We start from the raw sequence: 24,386 nt of genomic DNA, 5'->3' as shown, positions 1-24,386 counted from the left end.
CCGGCCAACGAGCCGGAATCTTGGGTTGCACGGAGTAAGTCCTTCGTACTCACCAAGGTTCTGGATTAAGTCCAAAATAACGGACTAAATACCTTCATCGCTTTTCCCTATCAAACTAATCATAAAATAACCATTGACCAAATGAGAATAATTATCAATACTATTCACAACAAAGAAAAACACTATAGGCTCAACAATGAAAAAGACACTTAGCTTTGCAGTATTACACTTCTCAATTGCGTTCACCGTAGCTTACGTTCTTACGGGTGATGTGATCCTAGGTAGTCTAATTGCAATGATTGAGCCTAGCGTTAACACTGTGGCATTTTACTTTCATGAAAAAGTTTGGAACTCAGTGCCTTACCTAAAAGCAAAGCAGGCGTTCTCACAGATCAAAACCACCAGCTTTGCCATTGTTCATTTTAGTGTTGCGTTTACTGTGGTGTACCTAATCTCTGGAGATGCTTTGGCGGGTGGTTTGTTGGCTTTAGTCGAACCCAGCATTAATACTGGAGCTTACTACTTTCATGAACGTGTATGGCGTAAATACTTCACTCAGCCAACACTTAGCCACGCTTAATAGCAACTAGAAGTACTTTCCTATAGACACAAAAAAGCTCGCTAAATAGCGAGCTTTTTCAATTAGAAAAACAAATAACGATTACTCGTCTTCATCATCTTCTTCGTCATAAACAAGTGCGTCTTCGCCCTCGTAGTATGTGCCCCAGCCGTCATAAATAATGTCGTATTTTTCAGCTAGGTTAATCAGCTTCTCAACTTGCTGATCGATCAGCTCAGGGTCTAAAGTACAAGTCATTGTAGCATCACAGCACAATAGCTTTTTGCCATCTTCGTCTTCAGTTTCTTCTGCTTCTAGAACCTCAAAACCCATCTTGAAGGCTTCAACAACCGCTTTTTCTAAAGTCTCAAAGTCTTCAGCAAAAAGATGATGTTCAATTTCATACAAAGCATCAGGTTCACTACCGTCTTCAAGCAAAGCGGCGATAATGTCGCGCGTCTCTTCTTTCTGAAATTCGATAAGTTCTTCGACTGATAGATACTCTTCCACTTGTGACATGGGTGTGCTCCCGAACAGGTAAAAATAATAGATTTATATACCGACGAAATATGGCACGGTTCGACACGAAATACCATATCTAGGCTCGATCTAGGGGGAGATTTCTCAATTATCTCCCTTGCTTACCTCTGTAACTTGCAACTTCACTCCATCCTTGTCATAAAGGGTGGGTCATAATGAGAAAGGATGCATAATGAGTAAGCTGTACGTCGGTTCAGAAGTGGGACAACTGCGCCGTGTTTTACTTAATCGCCCAGAAAGGGCACTCACCCACTTAACACCGTCAAACTGCCAGGATTTACTGTTCGACGATGTACTGGCGGTGGAAGCCGCTGGTGAAGAACATGATGTTTTTGCCCAGGCACTGCGTGACCAAGATGTCGATGTACTCCTGCTGCACGATCTTCTCGCCGAAACACTCGCGATTCCCGAAGCCAAGCAATGGCTACTGCAAAATCAAATCTCAGATTATCGATACGGCCCCACTTTTGCCAATGAGCTCCGTGAGCACCTAGCAGAAATGGACAACGATCATCTCGCCACCGTACTCACTGGCGGTCTTGCCTATTCAGAGCTGTCCATAACTTCGACGTCAATGCTGCCGAAGATGCACAAGGCACTGGATTTTGTTATTGACCCACTGCCCAACCATTTATTCACTCGCGATACCTCCTGTTGGATCTATGGCGGTGTCTCGCTAAACCCAATGATGAAGAAGGCCAGAAAGAGAGAAACCAACCATCTTCGAGCTATTTATCGTTGGCACCCGACCTTCGCCAAGCAAAGTTTTGAAAACTATCTCGGAAATGAAAATGAGCACTACGACAACACCAATATCGAAGGCGGTGATGTACTAGTAATTGGCCGAGGTAGCGTGTTGATCGGTATGTCTGAACGCACGACTCCACAGGGTGTGGAAAACTTAGCCCATCGACTCTTTGAGACAGGACAAGCGACGCAGGTCATCGCATTGAGGTTACCTAAAACACGTTCATGCATGCACCTAGATACGGTAATGACCCAGCTCAATGTGGATACCTTTTCTATCTACCCAGAAGTCATTAATTCCTCTTTAGAGACTTGGGTTCTCACCCCGTCAGATAAAGGCCGTGTGCACGCAGTTCAAGCTGACTCATACGCTAGCGCCATAAAAGATGCCCTTGGTTTACAAGAACTGAAGATAGTCACCACGGGAGGCAACAGCTATGAAGCAGAGCGCGAGCAATGGAATGATGCCAATAACGTTTTAACCGTCAAGCCTGGCGTAGTGATTGGTTACGAGCGCAATGTCTATACCAATGAAAAATACGAACAAGCCGGCATCAAGGTGATATCCATTCCTGGAAACGAACTCGGTAGAGGACGTGGTGGCGCTCGTTGTATGAGTTGCCCTATTGAAAGGGATGCGATCTAAATGAATTTATATTTGATTTAAAAGAATTTATATGCAATAAATCATAAATGACACCGAATGAGAGAACCCGTATGGCCTACAACCTAAGAAACCGTAACTTTCTAAAACTTTTAGATTTTACTCAAAAAGAAATTCAGTTCTTATTAGACCTATCTGCAGACCTGAAAAAGGCTAAGTATGCAGGTACAGAACAAAAGCGATTACAGGGAAAAAACATCGCTCTAATTTTTGAGAAGTCTTCTACAAGAACACGCTGTGCATTTGAGGTAGCGGCCTTTGATCAGGGCGCTCAGGTTTCTTATTTAGGTCCATCAGGTTCTCAAATTGGCCATAAAGAGTCGATGAAAGATACCGCTCGCGTCCTTGGACGCATGTATGACGGCATCGAGTATCGCGGTTTCGGACAAGCTATTGTCGAAGAACTGGGCGAGTACGCTGGCGTGCCTGTTTGGAACGGTCTAACGGACGAGTTCCATCCAACACAAATCTTGGCAGATTTCCTAACCATGCAGGAGCATGCACGCGGCAAGCAGCTTCATCAAATCAGCTTTGCTTATCTTGGTGATGCGCGCAACAACATGGGTAATTCGTTACTGGTGGGCGCTGCCAAGATGGGTATGGATATTCGCTTAGTTGCGCCAAAAGCCTATTGGCCAGAAGAAGAGCTCGTCGCGCAATGTCAGGAAATCGCTCAAAGTAGCGGCGCGACCATCACCCTCTCTGAGGATGTCGCCTCTGGCGTAGAGGGCTGTGATTTCTTGTACACTGACGTTTGGGTCTCTATGGGTGAGCCAGCTGAAGCTTGGGAAGAGCGCATTGCCGTAATGAAGCCTTATCAAGTGAATATGGATGCCATTAAGGCAACCGGCAATCCACACGTTAAGTTCATGCATTGCCTACCGGCTTTCCACGATGACCAAACCACTGTGGGTAAAGAAATAGCCGCCAAATATGGCATGCAAGGTCTTGAGGTTACCGATGAAGTCTTTGAGTCTGAGCACTCAATTGTCTTTGATGAAGCGGAAAATCGCATGCACACCATCAAGGCAGTAATGGTTGCCACCTTAGGTCAATAATTCTGACGCAAACGCTTGCGATTGCATACTTAGCGCGTATAATCCCAGACGATAAATAGGAGGGTTGTATGCTACACCGTGGCAATCAAAACGTGACTAAGAAACACTGCCAACGCCGTGTTCCACTCCTATTCATTCAGAATTGATTCTAGCCTCCCTTTTTAGGGGGGCTTTTTTATGTGCGTACTATCAGGGGAAGAAACCATGCAAAACACGCTTTTCAATAAGCACATCATCTCCATTCCAGAGCTAAACCGCGAAGAGCTTGAGCTTATTGTGCAAACGGCAGGAAAACTCAAATCAGAGCCAATGCCTACACTGCTAAAGAACAAGGTTGTCGCTAGTTGCTTTTTTGAGCCTTCTACGCGCACACGCCTATCATTTGAAACCGCTATTCAACGCGTTGGCGGTAGTGTCATTGGTTTCGACAACGGCGGAAATACCTCACTGGCTAAGAAAGGTGAGACCCTAGCGGACTCAGTACAGGTCATCTCCACCTACGTTGACGCATTTGTAATGCGCCACCCTCAAGAAGGTGCAGCGCGACTAGCATCTGAGTTTTCCAACGGCGTTCCAGTGATCAATGCCGGTGATGGTTCAAACCAACACCCTACGCAAACCTTACTCGACCTGTTCTCAATCTACGAAACTCAAGGCCGTCTAGACAACCTTAATGTAGCCTTTGTTGGCGACCTTAAATACGGTCGTACTGTTCACTCTCTTACTCAAGCATTGGCGAAGTTTAACAACGTTCGCTTCTACTTTATTGCACCAGAAGCGTTAGCCATGCCAGATTACATCTGCGAAGAGCTAGATGAATCAGGCATTCAATATAGCCTGCATACGGATATGGAAAGCGTCATTCCTGAGCTAGATATTCTGTACATGACTCGCGTTCAAAAAGAACGTTTTGACGAGTCTGAGTATGCGCACATCAAATCGGCTTACATTCTCACAGCAGCACAGCTAACAGAAGCACGTTACAACCTAAAGGTGTTACACCCGCTACCACGCGTTGATGAAATCACCGTTGATGTCGATAAAACACCGCATGCCTACTACTTTACGCAGGCTGAAAATGGTGTGTATGCACGTGAAGCCCTGTTAGCGCTTGTTCTTAACCAAACCCTGTAATAGAGGAGATTTAACCATGACTAAACCAACTCAATTACAAGTTGAAGCCATTAAAGACGGTACTGTAATCGACCATATCCCTGCACATGTGGGTATCAAGGTACTGAAGCTCTTCTCAATGCAAAAATCGAACGAGCGTGTCACCGTTGGCTTAAACCTGCCTTCATCGGCACTGGGCGCGAAGGATATCCTTAAGATTGAAAACGTGTTCATCAACGAAGAGCAAGCGAGCAAGTTAGCCCTTTACGCTCCTTATGCGACAGTCAATCAGATTGAAGACTACAAGGTGGTAAGGAAGCTTGAGCTTGAACTGCCAAGCCAAGTTCGTGGTGTGTTTGCTTGCCCGAACAGCAACTGTATCACCCACGGCGAACCAGTAGAAAGCCAATTCAATGTGGTGGAAAAGAAAGACAGCATTCGTTTGAAATGCAAATACTGTGAAAAAGTGTATTCACGTGAAGTGGTCACTGAGTTATAACTAGTATTCGCTAAAACAAAATAGAAATGGAATGAAAATGACGAAAGTACTGCACACTGACAATGCTCCAGCAGCAATCGGCCCTTACGTTCAAGGTGTTGACCTAGGCGGCATGGTAATGACTTCAGGTCAGATCCCTGTAAACCCAGAGACAGGCGAAGTGTCTTCTGATATTGCAGAGCAAGCGAGACAGTCTCTAGAGAACGTTAAAGCTGTGGTTGAATCATCAGGTCTAACTGTTACTGACATCGTTAAGATGACGGTATTCGTTAAAGACCTAAATGACTTCGGTACAGTCAACGAGGTATACGGTAAGTTCTTCGACGAGCATAACGTAGCAAACTACCCTGCTCGCTCTTGTGTAGAGGTTGCGCGTCTTCCTAAAGATGTAGGCATCGAAATCGAAGCGATTGCAGTTCGTAAATAAGACGATTTGCTTTTGCTAATGACTAAAAAGGGAGCCGAGGCTCCCTTTTTTCTTGTTTAGTTTTTCACGCCGTCAGCGGCATTTCTTGCGTCGACTTCTTCATCCAAGTCTTTCAGCTTCGCTTCCATCTGACTACGACAAAGCTCTGCAAGCTCACGCACATTAGACTTACTGTATTGTGATGTATCCACTGGTGGTAGCATCTCAATAATAACGTGACCGTTATTCCAACGATTCAGTTTTACCTTATCTTGAGTCGTGCTACATACAATAGGAATGATGGGTGTCTCAGCGCCAATCGCGGCATGAAAAGCACCGGTCTTAAATGGCAGTAAACCACGTCCGCGTGAACGCGTCCCTTCAGGGAACATCCATACTGACAAGCGAGTTTGCTTCATCTTATCGACCACCTGATCAATCGTGCCCATGGCTTTTGAGCGGTTAGCTCGGTCAATCAAGATATTACCCGTTAGCCAATAAAGCTGACCAAACAGTGGTAACCAAAGCAGACTTTTCTTACCTACTGTTACTACGTTTGGGGTCACCGCAGAAGATACAGTAAACAGATCCCATGAGTTCTGGTGATTAGCAATATAGGTTGCCTGACCACGCTTATAAGCATCTTCCGGAAGACGCAATTCCAACTTGATACCGAATACGCGGTGCATTGCGCCAAAGTAGCGACCAAATCTAAATACGTGTTTTGGGTTTCTAGGGCTAAATAGGCAGTAGCCACAGCCAAACACAAACATCAGTACAGCAAAAATTGCGACCATAAATATGCGCAGTAAAGCAATCATTGTTTCATTCCTAGCGATATCCTTCGCAGTTATATGGTTATACCCGACATATCCAAATCTCGGGGACATTATTCTTTAAGAAGGTTGCGGCCCATGTTGACCTAGGGCTAATTGCATAAGCCCGCAGACAATAGCGGTATTTAGCCCTACAAGTCTACCAAATAAAAAAGCCGAAACCATATGGTTTCGGCCTGAAATAGCATCTAAATAACCTAATTAGTCACTAAACCTTTCGATATTGGCACCCAGCAAGCTGAGCTTATGTTCAATGCGATCATAACCACGATCAATGTGGTAAATACGATCGACGATTGTTTCGCCCTTAGCGATGCAACCTGCAATCACCAAACTCGCTGATGCACGAAGGTCTGTTGCCATAACCTGAGTACCACTTAGCTCATCACTATCACCACAGATCACTGTGTGGCCTTCGATTTCTGCTTTTGCGCCCATACGCTGCAGTTCAGGCACATGCATGAAGCGGTTCTCAAAGATGGTTTCAGTAATGACACCGCCACCTTTAGCCATCATGTTAAGCAGAGTAAACTGCGCTTGCATGTCGGTCGGGAAACCTGGGTGTGGGGCTGTACGAACAGTGATAGCCTTAAGCTCACGACCTGTCATATCAGCAGAGATCCAATCTTCTCCGGTTTCAACCTTAGCGCCCGCCTCTTCTAGCTTCGCTAAAACGGCTTCGAGCAAAGATGCACGAGTATTGCGGCACACAACCTTGCCACCTGACACAGCAGCAGCCACAAGGAAGGTACCGGTTTCGATGCGATCAGGAACAACGGTATGCTCACCACCACCAAGACGCTCTACACCCTCGATAGTAATCGTATCCGTGCCTGCACCCGAGATTTTTGCACCCAAAGTATTTAAAAACTCAGCGGTATCGACAATCTCAGGCTCACGAGCCGCGTTGTCCAGAACCGTAGTGCCTTCTGCTAGTGTTGCTGCGCTCATAATGGTGATAGTAGCGCCTACGCTCACTTTATCCATTACGATGTGTGAGCCCTTTAAGCGCCCATCAACCTTAGCTTTCACATAGCCATCTTCTAGAGTGATTTCTGCGCCAAGATGCTCAAGACCCTGAATGTGTAAATCCACAGGGCGTGCGCCGATAGCACAGCCACCCGGCAGACTCACTTGGCCTTCGCCAAATCTTGCCACTAGTGGACCCAACGCCCAAATTGAAGCACGCATGGTTTTTACTAGCTCATAAGGAGCACAGAATTCGTTGATGCCCGATGAATCTACCTGCAAAGTGGTGGTATCGCCATCGCGTGAGGCTTTTGCACCCAACTGCTGCAGCAGTGCCATGCTTGTATCGATGTCACGCAGTTTAGGTACGTTGTGCAGCGATACAGGCTCTTCTGCTAAGATCGCAGAGAATAAAATAGGTAAAGCCGCATTTTTAGCGCCAGAAATCGAAACCTCACCACTGAGTGGTGCCGACGATCCAGTTACTCGAAATTTTTCCATTACTTATCCTTAAAGCGACATAAGTTTTTTATCGCGCTGCCACTCATCAGGAGTAAAAGCTTTGATTGATACCGCGTGGATATCATTGCGTTGGATGTATTCCATCAAAGGTGCATAGATAAGCTGTTGCTTCTTAACACGACTCATACCGTCAAAAGATTCGTCAACGGCAATGACCTCATAGTGGCTACCTTCGCCTTTCACATGAATTTCTGCTAGCTGCAACGCGTCGTCGAGCAATTTCTTAACTTGTGTACTATCCACTTTTACCCTCAATCTCGATTTCTATATGCCCCGCCAGTAACGGCATTGCATTACTTACTTCAAATAGTGTAAGCAGTTTATTTGGTACAGATCGCAACATTATATGGCAGTTACAATTTTTTGCATGTTCAATTAAGTGCAGAATGAGTGCCATTGCCGCAGAATCGGAATTTAGCACCTCATTTAGGTTGATTTCTAGCCGCTCTGCACTTGGGGACCATTGCAATATCTGCTGCCAAAGCTGCGGAACACTGTTTCTATTTAACACACCACTAATCTCGGCATGCTGTTCATCAATGACGATCCAAGACGCTGTAGTGCTCATTATTTTGCAGGCTCATAGCGAATTGGAGTCTTAGCAAGCCTTGCTAGCTCTTCTGTTACCGCAGGAAGGCCATCACTACGGATCTTTCCGCCCCACTCGGATTGCTTACTGGATATCAGACTGACACCTTCAGCCACCATATCAAAGGCTTGCCACTCGCCGGTTTTCTTATCTTTACGCCACTTAAATTCAATCTTAATCGGTGGGCGATCACCTTGCACAATTTCAACCGGAATAGACACGATACGTTGGTCATCTCTTATAGGTTTAGATTTTGAGTAATTAATCTGTTGGTCTTTGTATTGGGTAAGCACCTGTGCGTATGAGGTGACCAAATACTCACGAAAGGCCACCAAGAAGTCAGCCACTTCGGCTTTATCAGCTTTTTTCAGGTAACTCCCTAATACTTTTAAGCCTGCATAACGGTCATTAACGTACGGCATTAGCTCTTCTTCTACGACAACTTTAAGTTGGTCTGGAGATTCTCTTAATTGCGCCTGTTCATTTTTGAGTCTGTCAAACGTATTGCTCCCAACTTGCTCCATCATCTGATACGGCTGAGTTTTATCAATAGTTGCGCCCCAGACAATCGGCGAACAAAGCATTAAAATCAATGAGATAAATCTAAGAATGCATTTCATACTTATTCTCCTGAGCCATCACCAACGCTATATAAGAACTGTCCAATCAAATCCTCAAGCACCAGTGCCGATTTAGTATCCTCTATCAGGTCACCATCTGCGAGTAAGTCTACATCCTCGTCAATAAAGCCAGGTATCAAGCTAATGTATTGCTCCCCTATTAGGCCTGAGGTCAAGATATGTGCACTTGAGGTATCAGGAAAATGACCATAGTTTTCGCCAATCGAAAGGGTCACTATGGGAGTATAGTACTCGGTATCTAAGCTAATATCCGATACTCGCCCTACCACTACCCCACCGACCTTGACCGGGGAGCGCACCTTAAGGCTACCTATATTGTCGAAATAAGCTCTTAACTTATAGCTGTCTTGGCTTCCTATTGACTTTACATCAGCAACCTTCAGCACCATAAATAGCACCGCTATGATGCCAAGGATCATAAAACTACCGACCCAAAACTCTAACTTCCTTGATTGACTCATACTTAACTTCCAAACATTAATGCGGTAAGCACAAAATCTAGCCCCAATACGGCTAGAGAGGAATGCACTACTGTGCGAGTAGTTGCTTGACTGATGCCCTCTGAAGTCGGCACTGCGTCATAGCCATTAAACAAAGCAATCCAAACCACGGTAATAGCAAATACCAAAGACTTAATGAGGCTGTTGCCAATATCTCTGCCTAATTCCACTGAAGACTGCATTGCTGACCAAAAACTTCCGTGATCAATTCCCTTCCAATCAACACCCACAAACTGGCCACCTAAGATACCAATGGCAATAAAAATCATAGTAAGTAGTGGCATCGATATCACACCGGCCCAAAATCTTGGATTAATGATGCGTTTTAGTGGATCGACAGCCATCATCTCTAGGCTTGATAACTGTTCTGTTGCCTTCATTAAACCTATTTCAGCGGTCAACGCTGAGCCCGCACGCCCAGCAAACAGTAGAGCAGTGACCACAGGACCCAACTCTCGCAATAGCGAAAAGGCGACCATCTGCCCCAAGCTGCCTTCTGCACCATAATCGACGAGCACGACATAACCTTGAAGGCTCAATACCATGCCAATAAACAGCCCTGACACCATAATGATGGCCAAGGATTGCACACCAACCGAGTGAAGCTGCTTAATGAGTAAAGGGAAACTTTTCAACGGTTCAGGCTTGCTAAACAAAGCACCGAGCATCATAAAGGTCGCTCTGCCAAAAGAACGGCTTAGCCTTACTCCCGAAGCGCCAAAATCAGCCACCTTGTTAACCACTTTAGACATCATCGCAGAAACAAGTCCTTCTCTAATTGCTGTGACGGAAACGCAAAGGGCACCGCACCATCCGCATTGCCTTGCAAAAACTGCTGAACCCTTGGATCGGCGCTTTGCTCAATCTCTAACGGGTTTCCTTTGGCAATGATCTTCTTATCCGCCATCAAGTACACATAATCCGCGATACTCATTACCTCAGGTACATCATGCGAGACCACGATAGAGGTAATGCCCAAGGCTTGGTTGAGCTTTTGAATCAACTCCACCAGCACCCCCATAGTAATAGGGTCTTGCCCCACAAAAGGTTCATCGTACATGACCACTTCAGGGTCCAGCGCTATTGCTCGAGCTAGAGCCACTCTTCGCGTCATACCTCCAGACAGTTCGCTAGGCATTAAGTCTGCAGCACCTCTCAAACCAACCGCTTCCAACTTCAAAAGTACTATGGTGTGAATGAGCGACTCGGGCAAAGTCGTATGCTCACGAATAGGAAAGGCGACGTTGTCAAAAACGGTCAGGTCGGTAAACAGTGCCCCCGACTGAAACAGCATGCTCATTTTCTTTCGGGTTTGGTATAGCAACCCTCGGCTCAGCGCTGGAATATTACGGTCTTCAAACCATATCTCTCCGCTATCGGGCTGAATCTGCCCACCAATGAGCTTCAATAGTGTGGTTTTACCAATGCCCGACGGACCCATAATTGCCGTGATCTTCCCTTCTGGAATCGACAAACTGATGTCATCAAAAATCACCCTATTGCCACGCGAGAAGGTGACATTATTGAGAATGATTTTGGGATTTGGTTCAGCCATCGACACTCCTTGTCCAGACTCTGTACGCGCAAAATATTAAAAAGGTTGAATAAATCAGTTAGTTGCTCGACTTAATCATAGGAATTTTATTAGACTTATGTGTAAATAATTTGTCTAAAATCTTCCCTTTTTGACAGCTTAACGTCAAAATCACTGTTTAACTCGCATCAATTAATAAAGAGTCCACTAATGATCGTAGCGATTTGTCTTCTTGTCGTCGGCTTAATCATGCTGGTATGGAGTGCCGATAGACTGGTATTCGGTTCCGCAGCCCTGGCCAGAAACTTCGGAATTTCTCCCCTAGTCATCGGTATGACCATTCTTGCCATGGGCTCTTCTGCTCCTGAAATGATGGTATCTGCAACGGCGGCTCTAGAAGGTAAAACCGATACTGCGGTAGGTAACGTGCTGGGCTCTAATATCGCAAACATCGCCCTTATTCTCGGTATCACTGCGCTAGTTAAACCACTTTCAGTCAGTTCTGGCGTATTGCGTCGCGAACTGCCTCTAATGATAGGCGTGACCTTGGTTGCCGGCGGCATCATGTGGAACCACTACCTAGGCTTTATGGAAGGTGTATTACTGGTCGTGTTGTTTGCCGCATTCATCATCACCATGCTACGTATCTCGCGCGCAGAGAAGCTCAAGGGCGATACCATGATCAGCGAGCAAGAGTCTGAAGTCCCTGATGGCGTAGAAAATAAAAAAGCCATTTTTTGGGTCGTTGTGGGTCTTATCGTTTTGCCTATTTCAGCAGATCTACTGGTCAACAATGCTGTCATCATTGCCAAGTACTTTGGCATGAGTGATTTGGTTATCGGCCTGACGATTATCGCAGTGGGTACCAGCCTTCCTGAGCTAGCGGCTTCTCTTGCCGGTGTCATGAAAGGTGAAGATGACATGGCAGTGGGTAATATCATCGGTTCCAATGTATTTAATATTCTTGCTGTAATGGGTATTCCAGGCCTTCTTAATCCATCATTCCTCAACGAAGACGCGATGAACCGTGATTTTTGGGTGATGCTAGGCGTTTCTTTGCTATTAGTGGTGATGGCGCTCGGTAAGTCCAGAAGCATCAACCGAATCGAAGGTAGTATCCTGTTTCTGTTATTCATCGCCTACCAAGGCTACTTGATCATGAACGTGTAGAATTGACCATCAAAGGAATCAAACGTGTCTTCAAAATTTGACTATCAAAAAGCTGCACAAGAAGTTCTGGATATAGAAATTGCCGGACTGACTCAGCTATCTCAATATTTTAATGCCGATTTTAATCGCGCCTGTGATGCCATTTTAGAGAACAAATACGGCAAGGTTGTGGTAATGGGCATGGGCAAGTCTGGCCATATTGGTAACAAGATTGCAGCCACATTGGCAAGTACGGGCACCTCAGCCTTTTTTGTTCATCCTGGGGAGGCCGCGCATGGCGACTTGGGCATGATTGCTCAAGGGGATATCGTTATCGCTATCTCCAATTCTGGTGAGTCCTCTGAGATTTTATCGCTGTTTCCAGTATTGAAGCGTCTGAACATCCAGATCATCAGCATGACAGGTAAGCCAAACTCAAACATGGCTAAACTGGGTGATATTCACCTGTGTATTGCCGTTCCCCAAGAAGCTTGTCCTAGAGAGTTAGCACCGACTAGCAGCACAACCGCTACCTTGGTGATGGGCGATGCGTTAGCTATGGCTCTGATGCAGGCGAGAGGCTTTACCGCTGAGGACTTTGCACTGTCTCATCCGGGTGGTGCACTGGGTCGCAAGTTGTTATTAAAATTAGAAAACATTATGCACACTGGCTCAGCAGTTCCTAAAGTTAAAGCAGACGCTTTGATTAAGGATGCCCTGATTGAAATCAGCCAAAAAGGCTTAGGCATGACGGCCATTGTTGATGAACAGGACAAAATCCAAGGCATATTCACCGATGGTGATTTACGACGCCTTTTAGATAAGCGTATTGACATTCACAGCACTAAGATTGGTGATGTAATGTCAAAGAATCCAAGCTTTGCCTCGCCATCTCTATTGGCGGTTGAAGGGTTGAATATGATGCAAGAACGCAGCATCACAGCCTTATTACTATGTGAAGACGACAAACTGGTTGGTGCTCTCAATATGCACGACCTTCTTAAAGCCGGAGTAATGTAATTCATGACTGAAGTGGTCAACTCTCTATACGGTCCAGTTTCAACATCTGTTTTTGCCATAGCAAAAGAGATAAAACTACTCATCTGTGATGTGGATGGCGTCTTTTCTGACGGCCTTGTTTACATGGGCAATGATGGCGAAGAATTAAAAACCTTTCACACCCGAGATGGCTATGGTGTGAAATCGCTGATGAACGCGGGAATTGAAGTCGCCATCGTTACTGGTCGCAAATCGCAAATCGTTGAAAACCGTATGCGCGCTTTAGGTATATCTCTTATCTATCAGGGCCAAGATGACAAAATCAAAGCCTACAACGACATCGTAGATAAGTTAGGCATCCAACCAGAACACACCGGATACATTGGTGATGACCTGATTGACTGGCCTGTAATGGATAAGGTTGCTCTCAAGGTATGCGTCAATGATGGACACCCATTGTTGGTTCAGCGTGCCAACTACGTCACCAAGATTAAAGGCGGACACGGCGCAGTGCGCGAAGTCTGCGACCTCATCCTAGAAGCTAGGGGTGAACTTGAGCAGCACAAAGGCTTGAGCATATGACGGGTTCTCGCATTTTTCAGATAGTGCTAATCGGAGTCATCTGTTTTTCCGGTTACTACTTACTGACAAATCAAGAACAAGTGGTCATTCAAGTGGAGCCTAGTGCCGAACTGCCTATGTTTACTGGGCGATTAGTGACGAATACCAACTATGACCTAGAGGGTATTCGTAATTACAAGATCACCTCAGAGAAGCTCGACCATTATGCCGACAGTGGCGATACCTTATTTGATAACCTCGTGATGTATGTGTATCGTGAGGGGATTGTCGAAGAGTGGCAAGTAGTTTCAGATAAAGCCGTTTTAGATAAAAATCATCACCTGACGCTGGAAGGTAATGTCATTGCGACCAACTTACTGCCCGACGCCAGCTTTGAAACATTAACTACAGACAAAATGACGATTGAACTGGACACCAAAGACTTCAACTCTGACGTTCAGGTTACTCTAGAAGGGCCACAATTTGTGAATATTGGCCAAGCACTAGAGGGCAACCTGGATGACAATGAAGCGGTGCTGTTCAATAGTGTACAAGGGATCTATGAAAACTCTCAGCCTTAGTCTTTTACTAGGAATATTGCTGTCTCCTGCTGCTCTCGCGCTATCAACAGATTCAGAGCAACCGGTTTACATCGACTCAGACAGTCAGCACCTCGACATGAAGAGCAACAAAGTGACCTTTATTGGCGATGTAAAAATGCGCCAAGGAAGCATCAATGTTGAGGGCGATAAAGTCATTGTTTTCCGTAATCCAGAAGATGGCTCAATCAAAGAAATCGAAGCCTATGGAGAGCTAGCTAAGTTCTCTCAACTTACTGATGACGGTAAAACCATTCGCGGTCACGCAGAAGAGCTCTACTACAACATGTCTGAAGACCAGTTAACCATGGTCAAGCAGGCGATGCTGGCTCAGGATGACAGTACAATTAATGGTCAGCGCATCGTATACCATATTACTACCGAGAAAATGATCGCCGAAAGTGGCGAGGGCTCTCGAGTTTCAACGGTATTACAGCCACAGCCAAAAGAGAAGAAATAGTCAACCTATGGCAATACTCAAAGCTGAACACCTAGCGAAAAGCTACAAGAACCGCAAAGTGGTTGCTGACGTGAGTCTGCAAGTAGAATCAGGACAAATCGTGGGTCTATTAGGGCCTAACGGTGCGGGTAAAACGACATCGTTCTACATGATTGTAGGCCTAGTGGCTCGCGATGAAGGTCAGATCCTCATTGACGATCAGGACATTAGTATTCTTCCTATGCATAGCCGCTCAAGAATGGGTATCGGCTATTTGCCTCAAGAAGCTTCCATATTCAGAAAGCTTTCTGTTGAAGATAACATCTATGCCGTATTGCAAACTCGCAACGAGATATCCAAGCAAGAGCGAGACGAGAAGCTAGAAGAGTTGCTCGACGAGTTTAATATTCAGCACATTCGCAAGAGTAACGGTATGGCACTTTCTGGTGGCGAACGTCGCCGTGTAGAAATCGCTCGAGCGCTAGCTGCAAATCCACAGTTTATCTTGCTAGATGAACCCTTTGCTGGTGTTGATCCAATCTCCGTTATCGATATCAAAAAGATCATTGAACATTTACGAGACCGTGGCCTAGGTGTACTCATCACTGACCACAACGTTCGTGAAACATTAGACGTATGTGAACGCGCCTACATTGTTAGCCAAGGACACCTAATAGCAGAAGGAACCCCTGAGCAAGTCCTAAGCAACGACCAGGTTAAGAAAGTTTACCTTGGTGAACAGTTCCGTCTGTAGACGGTTCGTTTCGGGCGACTCATTATCATGAAAGCGGCATTACAACTCAAATTTGGTCAGCAGCTCGCTATGACCCCTCAGTTGCAGCAAGCGATTAGGCTGTTGCAATTGTCGAGCCTTGAGCTTCAGCAAGAGATTCAGGAAGCCCTAGATTCCAATCCACTTCTTCAAGTTGTAGAAGACAACAATCAAACCGAAGAAAAAACAGATTCCTCACAAGATACACCGGCAGAAAACGTCACTGAAGCGAGCGCTCAAGATAGTGCAGAACTGATGGCATCTAATTCCATTGGTGAAGACTTGGCGATGGACACTTCATGGGAAGATGTTTACAGCTCTAATTCAGGTAATACGGGTATCGCAGCGGATGATGAATTACCCATTTATCAAGGCGAGACCCAAACCAGCCTGTATGACCATCTGTTATGGCAATTGGAGCTCACTCCCTTTACCGAAACAGACCATGCCATTGCAATAGCCATCATCGACGCTATCGATGACAGAGGCTTTCTGACCCTCACTACAGCGGATATTACTGCGAGCTTGTCTCTTCCTGACGTCGAAGAAGATGAAACCGTCGCAGTACTTAAACGCGTTCAACAATTTGAACCTTTAGGGGTGGGATCGCGTAACCTACAAGAGTGTTTATTACTGCAACTTAATGCTCTTCCTGACGATACTCCGCGTAAGCAACAGGCTTGCGAGATCTTAGAAAACTATATCGAACATTTAGCCAATCGCGACTACAAAATGATCGTTAAAGAAACTAAGCTCAAAGAGAGTGATTTGATCGCGGTTTTACAGCTAATTCAACAACTCGATCCGCGACCAGGAAGCCAAATTGGTGAGAACGACATCGAGTACGTGATACCTGATGTTAATGTGATAAAAGTGAATGGTAAGTGGACGGTATTTCTCAATAACACGAGTACACCTAAACTAGAAGTTAATCAGCATTACGCGACCATTACCGGTGCAAATAGCGATGACAATCAATACATCAAAGACCAGCTTCAAGAAGCAAAGTGGCTCATTAAGAGTTTAGAGAGTCGTAATGATACTCTGCTCAAAGTGGCTAGATGTATAGTCGAGACTCAACAAGAGTTTTTCGATAAGGGCGAAGAAGCCATGCAACCGATGATATTGAACGACGTTGCGCAAGCTATTGATATGCACGAGTCGACTATTTCACGTGTCACAACTCAGAAATATATGCACACACCGCGCGGTATTTTTGAGCTAAAATACTTCTTCTCAAGTCACGTCAGCAATGATGAAGGTGAGGACAAATCCTCAACAGCTATCAGAGCATTAATCAAAAAATTGGTAGCCGAAGAGAACAGTGCTAAACCATTGAGCGATAACAAAATTGCCACCCTACTCGCTGAACAAGGGGTGAAGGTAGCGAGACGCACCGTGGCAAAATACCGTGAATCACTGGGTATTGCCCCGTCGAGTCAGCGAAAACGCCTAGTTTAGGCATCACTAGAAGGAACGCTTATGCAAATCAATATCAAAGGCCATCATGTAGAGCTTACAGAGTCACTTCAAGAGTACGTTGATACCAAGTTTCAAAAATTAGAGCGTTTCTTCGAGCACATCACCAATGTGCACGTGATCTTAAAACTCGAGAAAGTTAATCATATCGCAGAAGCCACATTACACGTTAGCCAAGGCGATATTCATGCAGCAGCAGAAGAAGACAACATGTACGCTGCTATCGATGCACTAGTTGATAAGCTAGTACGCCAGCTGACCAAGCATAAAGAAAAGTTAAGTAATCACTAACCATGCAAATTAATGAAGTATTGTCGTTGGACTGCACTAAAAGTGCAGTCCATTGTACGAGTAAGAAGCGCGCACTAGAACTCATCAGTCAAATCGCAGCCACACACACAGGTCATGATTCAACGGACCTGTTTGAATGCATGCTGGGCAGAGAAAAGCTAGGTAGTACCGGTATTGGCAATGGCATTGCTATCCCTCACGCACGTATGAGTAATTCAGACAAGGCGATTGCTGTGCTCCTGCAGTGTGATGAGGCCATTGAATTTGATGCCATCGATAATCGTCCGGTTGATCTGTTGTTTGCGCTACTTGTTCCTGAAGACCAGTGCAAAGAACACCTTAAAACCCTTTCTTGTATGGCTGAACGCCTTAACGACAAGAAAGTACTCAAACAGCTTCGTCATGCCAAGTCCGACGAAGAGCTATTCGAGATCATGATCTCTGAATCGATTGAGTGTCCAAAGGGATAAATAGATGTCCGAACCACGCCAGCTAGTTGTAGTCAGCGGTAACTCCGGTGGCGGCAAGAGTGTTGCCTTACGTGCTCTAGAAGATATTGGCTACTACTGTGTTGATAACCTTCCGGTAACGCTGCTTAGCGCTTTTGTTGATGGTCTGAGCCCACAGCAAAGAAAGGTTGCAGTCAGTATTGATATTCGCAACCTACCGACAAATCCAAGTCAAGTTGCTGCCGTACTGACAACCCTTGATGATTCGGTTCAGGTAACCGTCTTGTATCTCGAAGCCAATGAAGAAACGCTGGTTAAACGATACAGCGAAACTCGAAGGATTCACCCGCTCTCTCTCGTTGAAGATTCACGCTCATTGCAGCAAGCCATAGTAGAAGAGAAGCGACTGCTCTCCGCACTTAAAGAGCAAGCTGACCTGGTCATCGATAGCAGTAAGCTTTCTATTCATGAGCTGAGCGAGATGGTGCGTAAACGCATTCTAGGTCGCGATGGCCAAGAGTTGGTCATGGTGTTCCAATCCTTTGGTTTCAAGCACGGCCTGCCCTCAGATGTCGATTATGTGTTTGATGTACGATTCCTACCGAACCCTCACTGGAAACCAGAACTTCGCCCTCTTACGGGTTTAGATAAGCCCATTCAAGACTACTTGTTTGGCTTTGAGGATGTGGTTGAACTCAAGGGTCAGATACAGGCCTTCATCGAGCGTTGGCTACCCTCTTTAGAAAAGAATAATCGTAGTTATCTTACTGTGGCTATAGGCTGTACTGGCGGTAAACATCGTTCCGTTTTTCTAACTCAGCAAATCGGTGAATACTTCCTAAAACAAGGCCAACACGTACTGATTCGTCACAACGAATTGGAGAAAGGCCAATGACAGAATCTCGCACCCTGCTTATCGTCAATAAGCTAGGCTTGCATGCGCGCGCTGCCGTTAAACTGGTTGAATTGGCACAAAGTTTCGATGCTAAGGTCAGCGTTCATAACGAAGAAAGCAGCGCCGAAGCAGACAGTGTGATGGCCTTATTGATGCTTGAGTCTGCTCAAGGTGAGCACGTAACAGTCACGGCCGATGGTGCTGAGGCATCGCAAGCTCTGAACGCCATCTGCTCGCTTATCGAAGGAAAGTTTGAGGAAGACGAATAGTTTTCGCCCACTCAAGTTAATTTTCTCTTTTAGCCCTAATAACTTATTAACCCCTTGAATAAAATAAGCTAATATCCTTCTATTAAACTATTCAGTGAACAAAAATCTAACGGAGGCAAATAATGGCGGAACAGATCGAGTTTGATCAAGCCCACCAAACGCTCCAAGAAGTTAGTGATGCACTGGATAATGGTCGATTTGTCTTCGTACGACGCCAACTGCAAAGTATGGAGCCGGAGGATATTGCTCACCTCCTCGAAGCCTCTCCAAGAAAAAGTCGTGAAGTCTTATGGCAACTCACCGATCCTGAAGATTACGGTGAAATCCTTGATGAGCTAAGCGAAGATGTAAAAGATAACCTCGTCTCTAAAATGGCCCCTGGTAAGCTTGCAGAAGCAACCGAGGGTATGGATACCGATGATGTTGCCTACGTACTTCGAAGCCTACCTGATGACGTCTCACAGCAAGTTCTAGGTCAAATGGATGCGGCAGATCGACTTCGTGTCGAGAAAGCCCTCTCTTACCCAGAAGATACTGCTGGCGGTATCATGAATACCGACGTAACCACTATTCGTGATGATGTCGATATTGACGTAGTTCTTCGCTACATGAGAATGAAGGGCGAACTGCCAGAGGCAACAGATACCTTATATGTTATTGATAGTGATGACCGACTCATCGGTAACTTATCTCTAACAACACTACTGACCACTCAACCCGACATTCCTGTCATTGATGTAATGGAAGATGCCGATGAGGCTATCTCCGTAGACCTCAGTGATACCGATGTCGCTAGCCTGTTTGAACGTCGAAACTGGGTATCAGCCCCTGTTGTCGATGAGAATCAACATCTGGTCGGTCGTATCACCATCGATGACGTAGTTGATATCATTCGTGAAGATGCCGAGCACTCGATGATGAGTTTGGCGGGTCTCGATGACGACGAAGATACCTTTGCCCCGGTAGTAAAATCAGCGCGCCGTCGAAGCGTATGGCTAGGGGCGAATGTTCTAGCCGCATTGGCAGCAGCTTCTGTTTCGAACATGTTTGAGGCAACCCTCGAACAAATGGCCGCGATTGCTATCTTAATGACTATCGTGCCATCAATGGGCGGTGTTGCGGGCAACCAAACCGTGGCATTGGTTATTCGTGGCTTGGCATTGGGTCATATTGGTGACAGTAACCGAAAAGAACTATTGATGAAAGAGGCTGCCATAGGCTTCTTGAACGGCATTCTATGGGCGCTGATCATCGGTGCGATTGTGGTATTCTGGAAGGGTGATTGGGTGCTAGGCATGATCATCTCCGCCGCTATGCTAACCAACCTATTTATCGCTGGCGTCGCCGGTGTAACTGTACCTATTGTGCTGAAGAAGATGAATATCGACCCTGCGCTCGCGGGTGGTATGGCTTTGACTACCATTACGGATGTTATTGGACTATCGGTGTTTCTTGGATTGGCGACGGTGTTTTTGCTTTAGCAGAATTAAAGCTGACAGCTTTAAGCTATCAGCAATAAAAAAACGAGCCAAACGGCTCGTTTTTTTGTTTCTAATTAGCGGGTTTAAGCGCCTGCCACCTTCATCGATTCAATGAGCATCGAACCGGTTTGGATTTGAGAGCGGGTCTCCACATCGTTACCTACAGCAACAATTTTCTGGAACATATCTTTTAGGTTACCGGCGATAGTGACCTCGGATACAGGGTATTGAATCACGCCATTTTCTACCCAGAAGCCAGCTGCACCGCGAGAGTAGTCACCCGTTACGCCGTTAACACCTTGACCCATCAATTCAGTGACCAAGAAACCTGTGCCTAGCTCTTTAAGCATGGCTTGATAATCTTGACCTGTAGATTGAACAAACCAGTTGTGAATACCACCAGCATGTCCTGTGGTAGTCATGCCCAGTTTACGAGCGGAATAGCTGGTGAGTAGATAGGTCGCAAGCTTACCATCTGTGATGATATCGTAGTCTTTAGTCTGAACACCTTCGCTATCAAACGGCGTTGATGCCAATCCACGCAGCAGGTGTGGCTTCTCGTTAACATTGAACCATTCTGGCAATATTTGCTTGCCGAGGTGATCAAGTAGGAATGACGACTTACGATATAGACTACCACCGCTGATCGCACTGACTAGGTGGCCCATCAATCCAGTTGCTACTTCTGCAGCAAACATAATTGGGTATTCACCAGTTTCAATCTGGCGAGCATCGAGACGGTCTACGGTTCTTTGCGCGGCCTTCAAGCCCACTTCTTTCGCTGACCAAAGGTCTTCAGCACGACGAGCCACACTGTAGCTATAGTCACGCTCCATATCGCCCGTAGCACCCGCGCCAATCACACAGCAGCTCACACTATGACGACTCGATGGGTAGCTTGCTAATACGCCATGAGAGTTACCGTACACTCGAATACCATAGTGGGTATCGTAGCTTGCACCGTCACTTTGCTTGATCTTATCGCTGTAGCTAAGAGCAGCTTCTTCAGCCTCAATAGCGATTTGTGCAATTTGATCAGGGTTAGGTTCATAAGGATGGAAAAGATCTAGGTCTTGTACCTCTTTGACCATAAGCTCTGCAGGAGCGGGTCCTGCACACGGATCTTCAGAGGTATACTTGGCAATATCTAGGGCTGCAGCCACGGTTTGAGCGATGGCTTTCTCACTCAAATCAGAGGTAGAGGCACTTCCCTTCTTTTGACCTCGGTAAACTGTGATACCCAGAGCACCGTCGCTGTTAAACTCGACGTTCTCCACTTCACACATACGAGTGGATACACTGAGACCGGTAGATTTGTTGATCGCAACCTCAGCACCATCGGCTTGAGCAGAGGCTAAACTCAATGCTTTTGAGACAGCTTCTTCTAATTCTACTTTTTGTTGGGCAATTTGTTGTCTAGCGTCCATAGTTAAATCAAATATTTGCAGGCAATAAAGGTTAGAATAACAAGCTTTTCGCATTCTCCCCACTTTGTTTGGTAAAATAAACGACATAAAGCGAAATACGCATTAAGAATTGAGTAACTAAGAGCAGATTATGGCCAGAAAAAATCAGAAAGCCCCTTGGGAAGAAGAAGAGGAAATCATTTGGGTAAGTAAAACCGAAATGAAAGAGGACATGGAAGCCTTGCAGAAACTCGGTGAAGAACTAGTAGAATTGAAACCTTCTGTACTAGAGAAGTTTCCACTACCTGATTCCCTTGCCGACGCAATTAAAGATGCTCAACGCTTCAATAAAGAAGCAAAGCGTCGCCAATTGCAGTTCATTGGTAAGCTAATGAGACAAATTGACGTCGAGCCAATTCAAGCTGCGCTCGATAAGCACCACAACAAACACTCACAAGCATCAGCAGAGCTACACAAGCTAGAAGCGTTGCGTGACCGCGTTGTAGAAAATGGCGACTCAGCCATTGAAGAAGTGCTGAATCAGTTCCCATCAGCAGACAGACAGCGCCTGCGCCAGTTATCACGCCAAGCGAACAAAGAGAAAAAAGCGAGCAAGCCACCTAAGGCTTATCGTGAGATCTTTCAGTTGCTGAAAGAGTTGAACGAAGAAGCTTAATACGCCAACTGGCGCCCTGAACTTGATTCAGGATCTTCGGTATAACCTTGGGTAATGCTTATAAAGAAATGGTAAAGTTCTGCACTGCCCAAGATTCTGGATAGTCGCTAGGCGACTTCCAGAATGACGTGATTGTAGCTACAAAATGCCATTAAACGTCGTCATCCTAGAAAGTTCGGAGAACTTATCTAGGATCTTAGAGAGTGCCTAACCCAACCATGTGCACTCTAAGGTTCTGGATGAATGCTTTGCATTCTCCAGAATGACGTAATTTGGTTTATTAAGAGTATATACAACTCTACTCAGTACCACCCACAGTAATACTGTCTAGCTTCAATGTAGGCTGGCCAACACCAACAGGGACACTTTGTCCTGCCTTGCCGCACACTCCAACACCTTTATCGATCTGCAGGTCATTGCCGACCATAGAGACTTGTTGCATCGCTTCAATACCAGAGCCAACCAAAGTTGCACCTTTCACTGGTCGAGTGATTTTGCCATCTTCAATCAAATAGGCTTCCGAGGTTGAGAATACGAATTTACCCGACGTAATATCAACCTGGCCACCGGCAAAGCTTGGGGCATAAATCCCCTTCTTCACGGTAGAGATGATCTCTTCCGGAGTATGTTGACCCGGCAGCATGTAGGTATTGGTCATGCGAGGCATTGGAAGATGAGCAAACGACTCACGACGGCCGTTACCCGTAGGTGCTACTCCCATCAAACGAGCGTTAAGCTTATCTTGCATGTAGCCCTTCAGAACGCCGTTCTCAATCAAGGTATTGTATTGTCCTGCAACGCCTTCATCATCAATATTCAATGAGCCGCGGCGATCTGTCATGGTGCCATCATCAACGATAGTACAAAGATCTGAGGTTACCTTCTCTCCCACTTTTCCAGAGAAAACAGATGACTGCTTGCGGTTAAAGTCACCCTCTAGACCATGCCCAACCGCTTCGTGCAGTAGCACTCCTGGCCAGCCCGCACCCAGTACTACGGGCATAGCACCTGCAGGTGCCGCATCTGACTCTAGATTCACAAGAGCAAGACGGATTGCTTCATCAGCCATGTGTGTCGCTACTGTCTTGTCACCGTCCATGTCTAGGAATCGCTGATAATCGTAACGACCACCACCACCTGATGAGCCGCGCTCACGACGCTCTCCCCGCTGAGCAAGCACACTGATAGAGAGACGTACTAGTGGACGAATATCGGTGGCATACGTGCCATCAGTTGCTGCGACTAGCACCTGCTCGTATACACCACTAATGCTGATATTCACCTCAGAAACCAACGGCTCCTTAGTGCGGATATAAACGTCTAGCTCTTTGAGCAGATCGATCTTTTGTTGTTTCTCAAGACTTTGAAGCGGGTTTACTCCAGAGTAATGCTGGTTAGAGTGATGACGAGAAAATGCCTGCACTTTCGCTGTTTGGCCTTGCTTTGCAATACCACGAGCGGCAATTGCACTTTGTTTTAAGCTATCAGCCTGAATTTGGTCAGAATAAGCAAATCCAGTTTTCTCACCGCTCACTGCTCTAACGCCAACACCCCTATCAATATTAAACGAGCCGTCTTTGATAATGCTGTCTTCTAAGACAAGAGTTTCATGCCAACTGGATTGGAAATAGACATCCGCGTAATCGATATCTCGAGTAGCGATCATAGAAAGCGTATTGTTGACGTCCTGCTCAGTAAGGCCTGTAGGGGCCAGCAGTTCTTGTTCTACTTGTTCAATAGTCAT

The 24,386-nt window shown here is 45.8% G+C and carries 30 protein-coding genes; 19 read left to right on the top strand and 11 right to left on the bottom strand.

From position 1 onward, the window contains the following. The first annotated feature begins 196 nt into the window (after positions 1-196). On the top strand, positions 197-580 hold the full coding sequence (locus OCU35_RS01760; RefSeq protein ID WP_261825547.1) for a DUF2061 domain-containing protein: 384 nt from the start codon (positions 197-199) through the stop codon (positions 578-580). An 81-nt stretch (positions 581-661) separates the two neighbouring features. Here OCU35_RS01760 and rraB read toward each other — a convergent pair whose 3' ends face one another. Next, positions 662-1,078 (bottom strand): ribonuclease E inhibitor RraB, encoded by a 417-nt coding sequence (rraB, locus tag OCU35_RS01755; protein ID WP_017032856.1) that lies wholly within the window; start codon positions 1,076-1,078, stop codon positions 662-664. Positions 1,079-1,271: 193 nt separating this feature from the next. Between rraB and arcA the strand changes: the two genes are divergently transcribed. The 5 genes from arcA to OCU35_RS01730 all read left to right on the top strand — a co-directional run bounded on the left by arcA (position 1,272) and on the right by OCU35_RS01730 (position 5,607). Further along, on the top strand, positions 1,272-2,492 hold the full coding sequence (gene arcA, locus OCU35_RS01750; protein WP_261825546.1) for an arginine deiminase: 1,221 nt from the start codon (positions 1,272-1,274) through the stop codon (positions 2,490-2,492). 71 nt (positions 2,493-2,563) lie between these two features. Continuing rightward, positions 2,564-3,568, top strand: a complete 1,005-nt coding sequence (locus OCU35_RS01745; protein ID WP_065598653.1) for an ornithine carbamoyltransferase — start codon at positions 2,564-2,566, stop codon at positions 3,566-3,568. A 204-nt stretch (positions 3,569-3,772) separates the two neighbouring features. Then, on the top strand, positions 3,773-4,702 hold the full coding sequence (gene pyrB / locus OCU35_RS01740) for an aspartate carbamoyltransferase (protein ID WP_261825545.1): 930 nt from the start codon (positions 3,773-3,775) through the stop codon (positions 4,700-4,702). Between the two features lie 16 nt (positions 4,703-4,718). Beyond that, positions 4,719-5,180 (top strand): aspartate carbamoyltransferase regulatory subunit, encoded by a 462-nt coding sequence (gene pyrI, locus OCU35_RS01735; RefSeq protein WP_017028810.1) that lies wholly within the window; start codon positions 4,719-4,721, stop codon positions 5,178-5,180. 37 nt (positions 5,181-5,217) lie between these two features. Next, positions 5,218-5,607 (top strand): RidA family protein, encoded by a 390-nt coding sequence (locus OCU35_RS01730; protein WP_017028811.1) that lies wholly within the window; start codon positions 5,218-5,220, stop codon positions 5,605-5,607. Positions 5,608-5,663: 56 nt separating this feature from the next. On the opposite strand, the gene OCU35_RS01725 is transcribed toward OCU35_RS01730, so the two are convergent. From OCU35_RS01725 to mlaF, 8 genes are all read right to left on the bottom strand, one after another. Continuing rightward, on the bottom strand, positions 5,664-6,407 hold the full coding sequence (locus tag OCU35_RS01725; protein WP_017243824.1) for a 1-acylglycerol-3-phosphate O-acyltransferase: 744 nt from the start codon (positions 6,405-6,407) through the stop codon (positions 5,664-5,666). Positions 6,408-6,623: 216 nt separating this feature from the next. Next, on the bottom strand, positions 6,624-7,892 hold the full coding sequence (gene murA, locus OCU35_RS01720) for a UDP-N-acetylglucosamine 1-carboxyvinyltransferase (RefSeq protein ID WP_017243823.1): 1,269 nt from the start codon (positions 7,890-7,892) through the stop codon (positions 6,624-6,626). Positions 7,893-7,901: 9 nt separating this feature from the next. Next, positions 7,902-8,156 (bottom strand): BolA family iron metabolism protein IbaG, encoded by a 255-nt coding sequence (ibaG, locus tag OCU35_RS01715; RefSeq protein ID WP_017028814.1) that lies wholly within the window; start codon positions 8,154-8,156, stop codon positions 7,902-7,904. Further along, positions 8,149-8,481, bottom strand: coding sequence for an STAS domain-containing protein (locus OCU35_RS01710; RefSeq protein WP_017028816.1), 333 nt, complete (start codon positions 8,479-8,481; stop codon positions 8,149-8,151). The genes ibaG and OCU35_RS01710 overlap by 8 nt, the downstream gene beginning before the upstream one ends. After that, positions 8,481-9,122: a phospholipid-binding protein MlaC gene (mlaC, locus tag OCU35_RS01705; RefSeq protein ID WP_017028817.1), complete on the bottom strand. Its 642-nt coding sequence runs from the start codon at positions 9,120-9,122 to the stop codon at positions 8,481-8,483. Before mlaC ends, OCU35_RS01710 begins: the two co-directional genes overlap by 1 nt. 2 nt (positions 9,123-9,124) lie before the next feature. Next, entirely contained in the window at positions 9,125-9,604 is a 480-nt protein-coding gene (gene mlaD, locus OCU35_RS01700; protein WP_017028818.1) for an outer membrane lipid asymmetry maintenance protein MlaD, read from the bottom strand. A gap of 2 nt (positions 9,605-9,606) precedes the next feature. Beyond that, entirely contained in the window at positions 9,607-10,395 is a 789-nt protein-coding gene (gene mlaE, locus OCU35_RS01695) for a lipid asymmetry maintenance ABC transporter permease subunit MlaE (protein WP_261825893.1), read from the bottom strand. Further along, entirely contained in the window at positions 10,395-11,198 is an 804-nt protein-coding gene (gene mlaF / locus OCU35_RS01690; RefSeq protein WP_017028820.1) for a phospholipid ABC transporter ATP-binding protein MlaF, read from the bottom strand. The genes mlaE and mlaF overlap by 1 nt, the downstream gene beginning before the upstream one ends. Positions 11,199-11,387: 189 nt before the next feature. Between mlaF and OCU35_RS01685 the strand changes: the two genes are divergently transcribed. The 12 genes from OCU35_RS01685 to mgtE all read left to right on the top strand — a co-directional run bounded on the left by OCU35_RS01685 (position 11,388) and on the right by mgtE (position 20,560). After that, the gene (locus OCU35_RS01685; protein WP_017243819.1) at positions 11,388-12,347 is read left to right on the top strand and encodes a calcium/sodium antiporter; all 960 of its coding nucleotides are present in this window, start codon (positions 11,388-11,390) and stop codon (positions 12,345-12,347) included. A gap of 24 nt (positions 12,348-12,371) precedes the next feature. Further along, complete coding sequence (kdsD, locus tag OCU35_RS01680; protein WP_261825544.1) at positions 12,372-13,346, top strand: arabinose-5-phosphate isomerase KdsD; 975 nt, start codon at positions 12,372-12,374, stop codon at positions 13,344-13,346. A gap of 3 nt (positions 13,347-13,349) precedes the next feature. Beyond that, a complete protein-coding gene (gene kdsC / locus OCU35_RS01675; RefSeq protein WP_065598655.1) occupies positions 13,350-13,907 on the top strand; it encodes a 3-deoxy-manno-octulosonate-8-phosphatase KdsC in 558 nt (185 codons plus the stop codon). Next, the gene (gene lptC / locus OCU35_RS01670; RefSeq protein ID WP_017243818.1) at positions 13,904-14,467 is read left to right on the top strand and encodes an LPS export ABC transporter periplasmic protein LptC; all 564 of its coding nucleotides are present in this window, start codon (positions 13,904-13,906) and stop codon (positions 14,465-14,467) included. The genes kdsC and lptC overlap by 4 nt, the downstream gene beginning before the upstream one ends. After that, a complete protein-coding gene (gene lptA / locus OCU35_RS01665) occupies positions 14,448-14,945 on the top strand; it encodes a lipopolysaccharide transport periplasmic protein LptA (protein WP_017028825.1) in 498 nt (165 codons plus the stop codon). Before lptC ends, lptA begins: the two co-directional genes overlap by 20 nt. 7 nt (positions 14,946-14,952) lie before the next feature. Continuing rightward, complete coding sequence (lptB, locus tag OCU35_RS01660; protein ID WP_017028826.1) at positions 14,953-15,678, top strand: LPS export ABC transporter ATP-binding protein; 726 nt, start codon at positions 14,953-14,955, stop codon at positions 15,676-15,678. A 27-nt stretch (positions 15,679-15,705) separates the two neighbouring features. Next, positions 15,706-17,157: an RNA polymerase factor sigma-54 gene (locus OCU35_RS01655; protein ID WP_102322757.1), complete on the top strand. Its 1,452-nt coding sequence runs from the start codon at positions 15,706-15,708 to the stop codon at positions 17,155-17,157. Positions 17,158-17,178: 21 nt separating this feature from the next. After that, on the top strand, positions 17,179-17,466 hold the full coding sequence (hpf, locus tag OCU35_RS01650) for a ribosome hibernation promoting factor (RefSeq protein ID WP_017028828.1): 288 nt from the start codon (positions 17,179-17,181) through the stop codon (positions 17,464-17,466). 2 nt (positions 17,467-17,468) lie between these two features. Beyond that, positions 17,469-17,936, top strand: a complete 468-nt coding sequence (gene ptsN, locus OCU35_RS01645) for a PTS IIA-like nitrogen regulatory protein PtsN (RefSeq protein ID WP_017032861.1) — start codon at positions 17,469-17,471, stop codon at positions 17,934-17,936. A gap of 4 nt (positions 17,937-17,940) precedes the next feature. Then, positions 17,941-18,810 carry an RNase adapter RapZ gene (gene rapZ, locus OCU35_RS01640; protein WP_017243816.1) on the top strand — a complete coding sequence of 290 codons (870 nt, stop codon included), beginning with the start codon at positions 17,941-17,943 and terminating at the stop codon, positions 18,808-18,810. Next, complete coding sequence (locus OCU35_RS01635) at positions 18,807-19,079, top strand: HPr family phosphocarrier protein (protein ID WP_017028831.1); 273 nt, start codon at positions 18,807-18,809, stop codon at positions 19,077-19,079. The genes rapZ and OCU35_RS01635 overlap by 4 nt, the downstream gene beginning before the upstream one ends. Before the next feature lie 122 nt (positions 19,080-19,201). Next, positions 19,202-20,560: a magnesium transporter gene (gene mgtE / locus OCU35_RS01630; protein WP_017032863.1), complete on the top strand. Its 1,359-nt coding sequence runs from the start codon at positions 19,202-19,204 to the stop codon at positions 20,558-20,560. Positions 20,561-20,643: 83 nt separating this feature from the next. Here the strand turns inward: mgtE and pmbA are convergent, their stop codons facing one another. Then, the gene (gene pmbA, locus OCU35_RS01625; protein ID WP_026012900.1) at positions 20,644-21,987 is read right to left on the bottom strand and encodes a metalloprotease PmbA; all 1,344 of its coding nucleotides are present in this window, start codon (positions 21,985-21,987) and stop codon (positions 20,644-20,646) included. A gap of 130 nt (positions 21,988-22,117) precedes the next feature. On the opposite strand from pmbA, the gene yjgA reads away from it, so the two are divergent. After that, positions 22,118-22,642 (top strand): ribosome biogenesis factor YjgA, encoded by a 525-nt coding sequence (gene yjgA / locus OCU35_RS01620; RefSeq protein ID WP_017032864.1) that lies wholly within the window; start codon positions 22,118-22,120, stop codon positions 22,640-22,642. 298 nt (positions 22,643-22,940) lie between these two features. On the opposite strand, the gene tldD is transcribed toward yjgA, so the two are convergent. Next, positions 22,941-24,386 carry a metalloprotease TldD gene (gene tldD / locus OCU35_RS01615; RefSeq protein ID WP_017028835.1) on the bottom strand — a complete coding sequence of 482 codons (1,446 nt, stop codon included), beginning with the start codon at positions 24,384-24,386 and terminating at the stop codon, positions 22,941-22,943.

Origin of the sequence: Vibrio breoganii (assembly GCF_024346795.1) — a bacterium.
Taxonomy (GTDB): Bacteria; Pseudomonadota; Gammaproteobacteria; order Enterobacterales; family Vibrionaceae; genus Vibrio; species Vibrio breoganii.
This window is presented reverse-complemented; position numbering and strand designations above follow the sequence as displayed.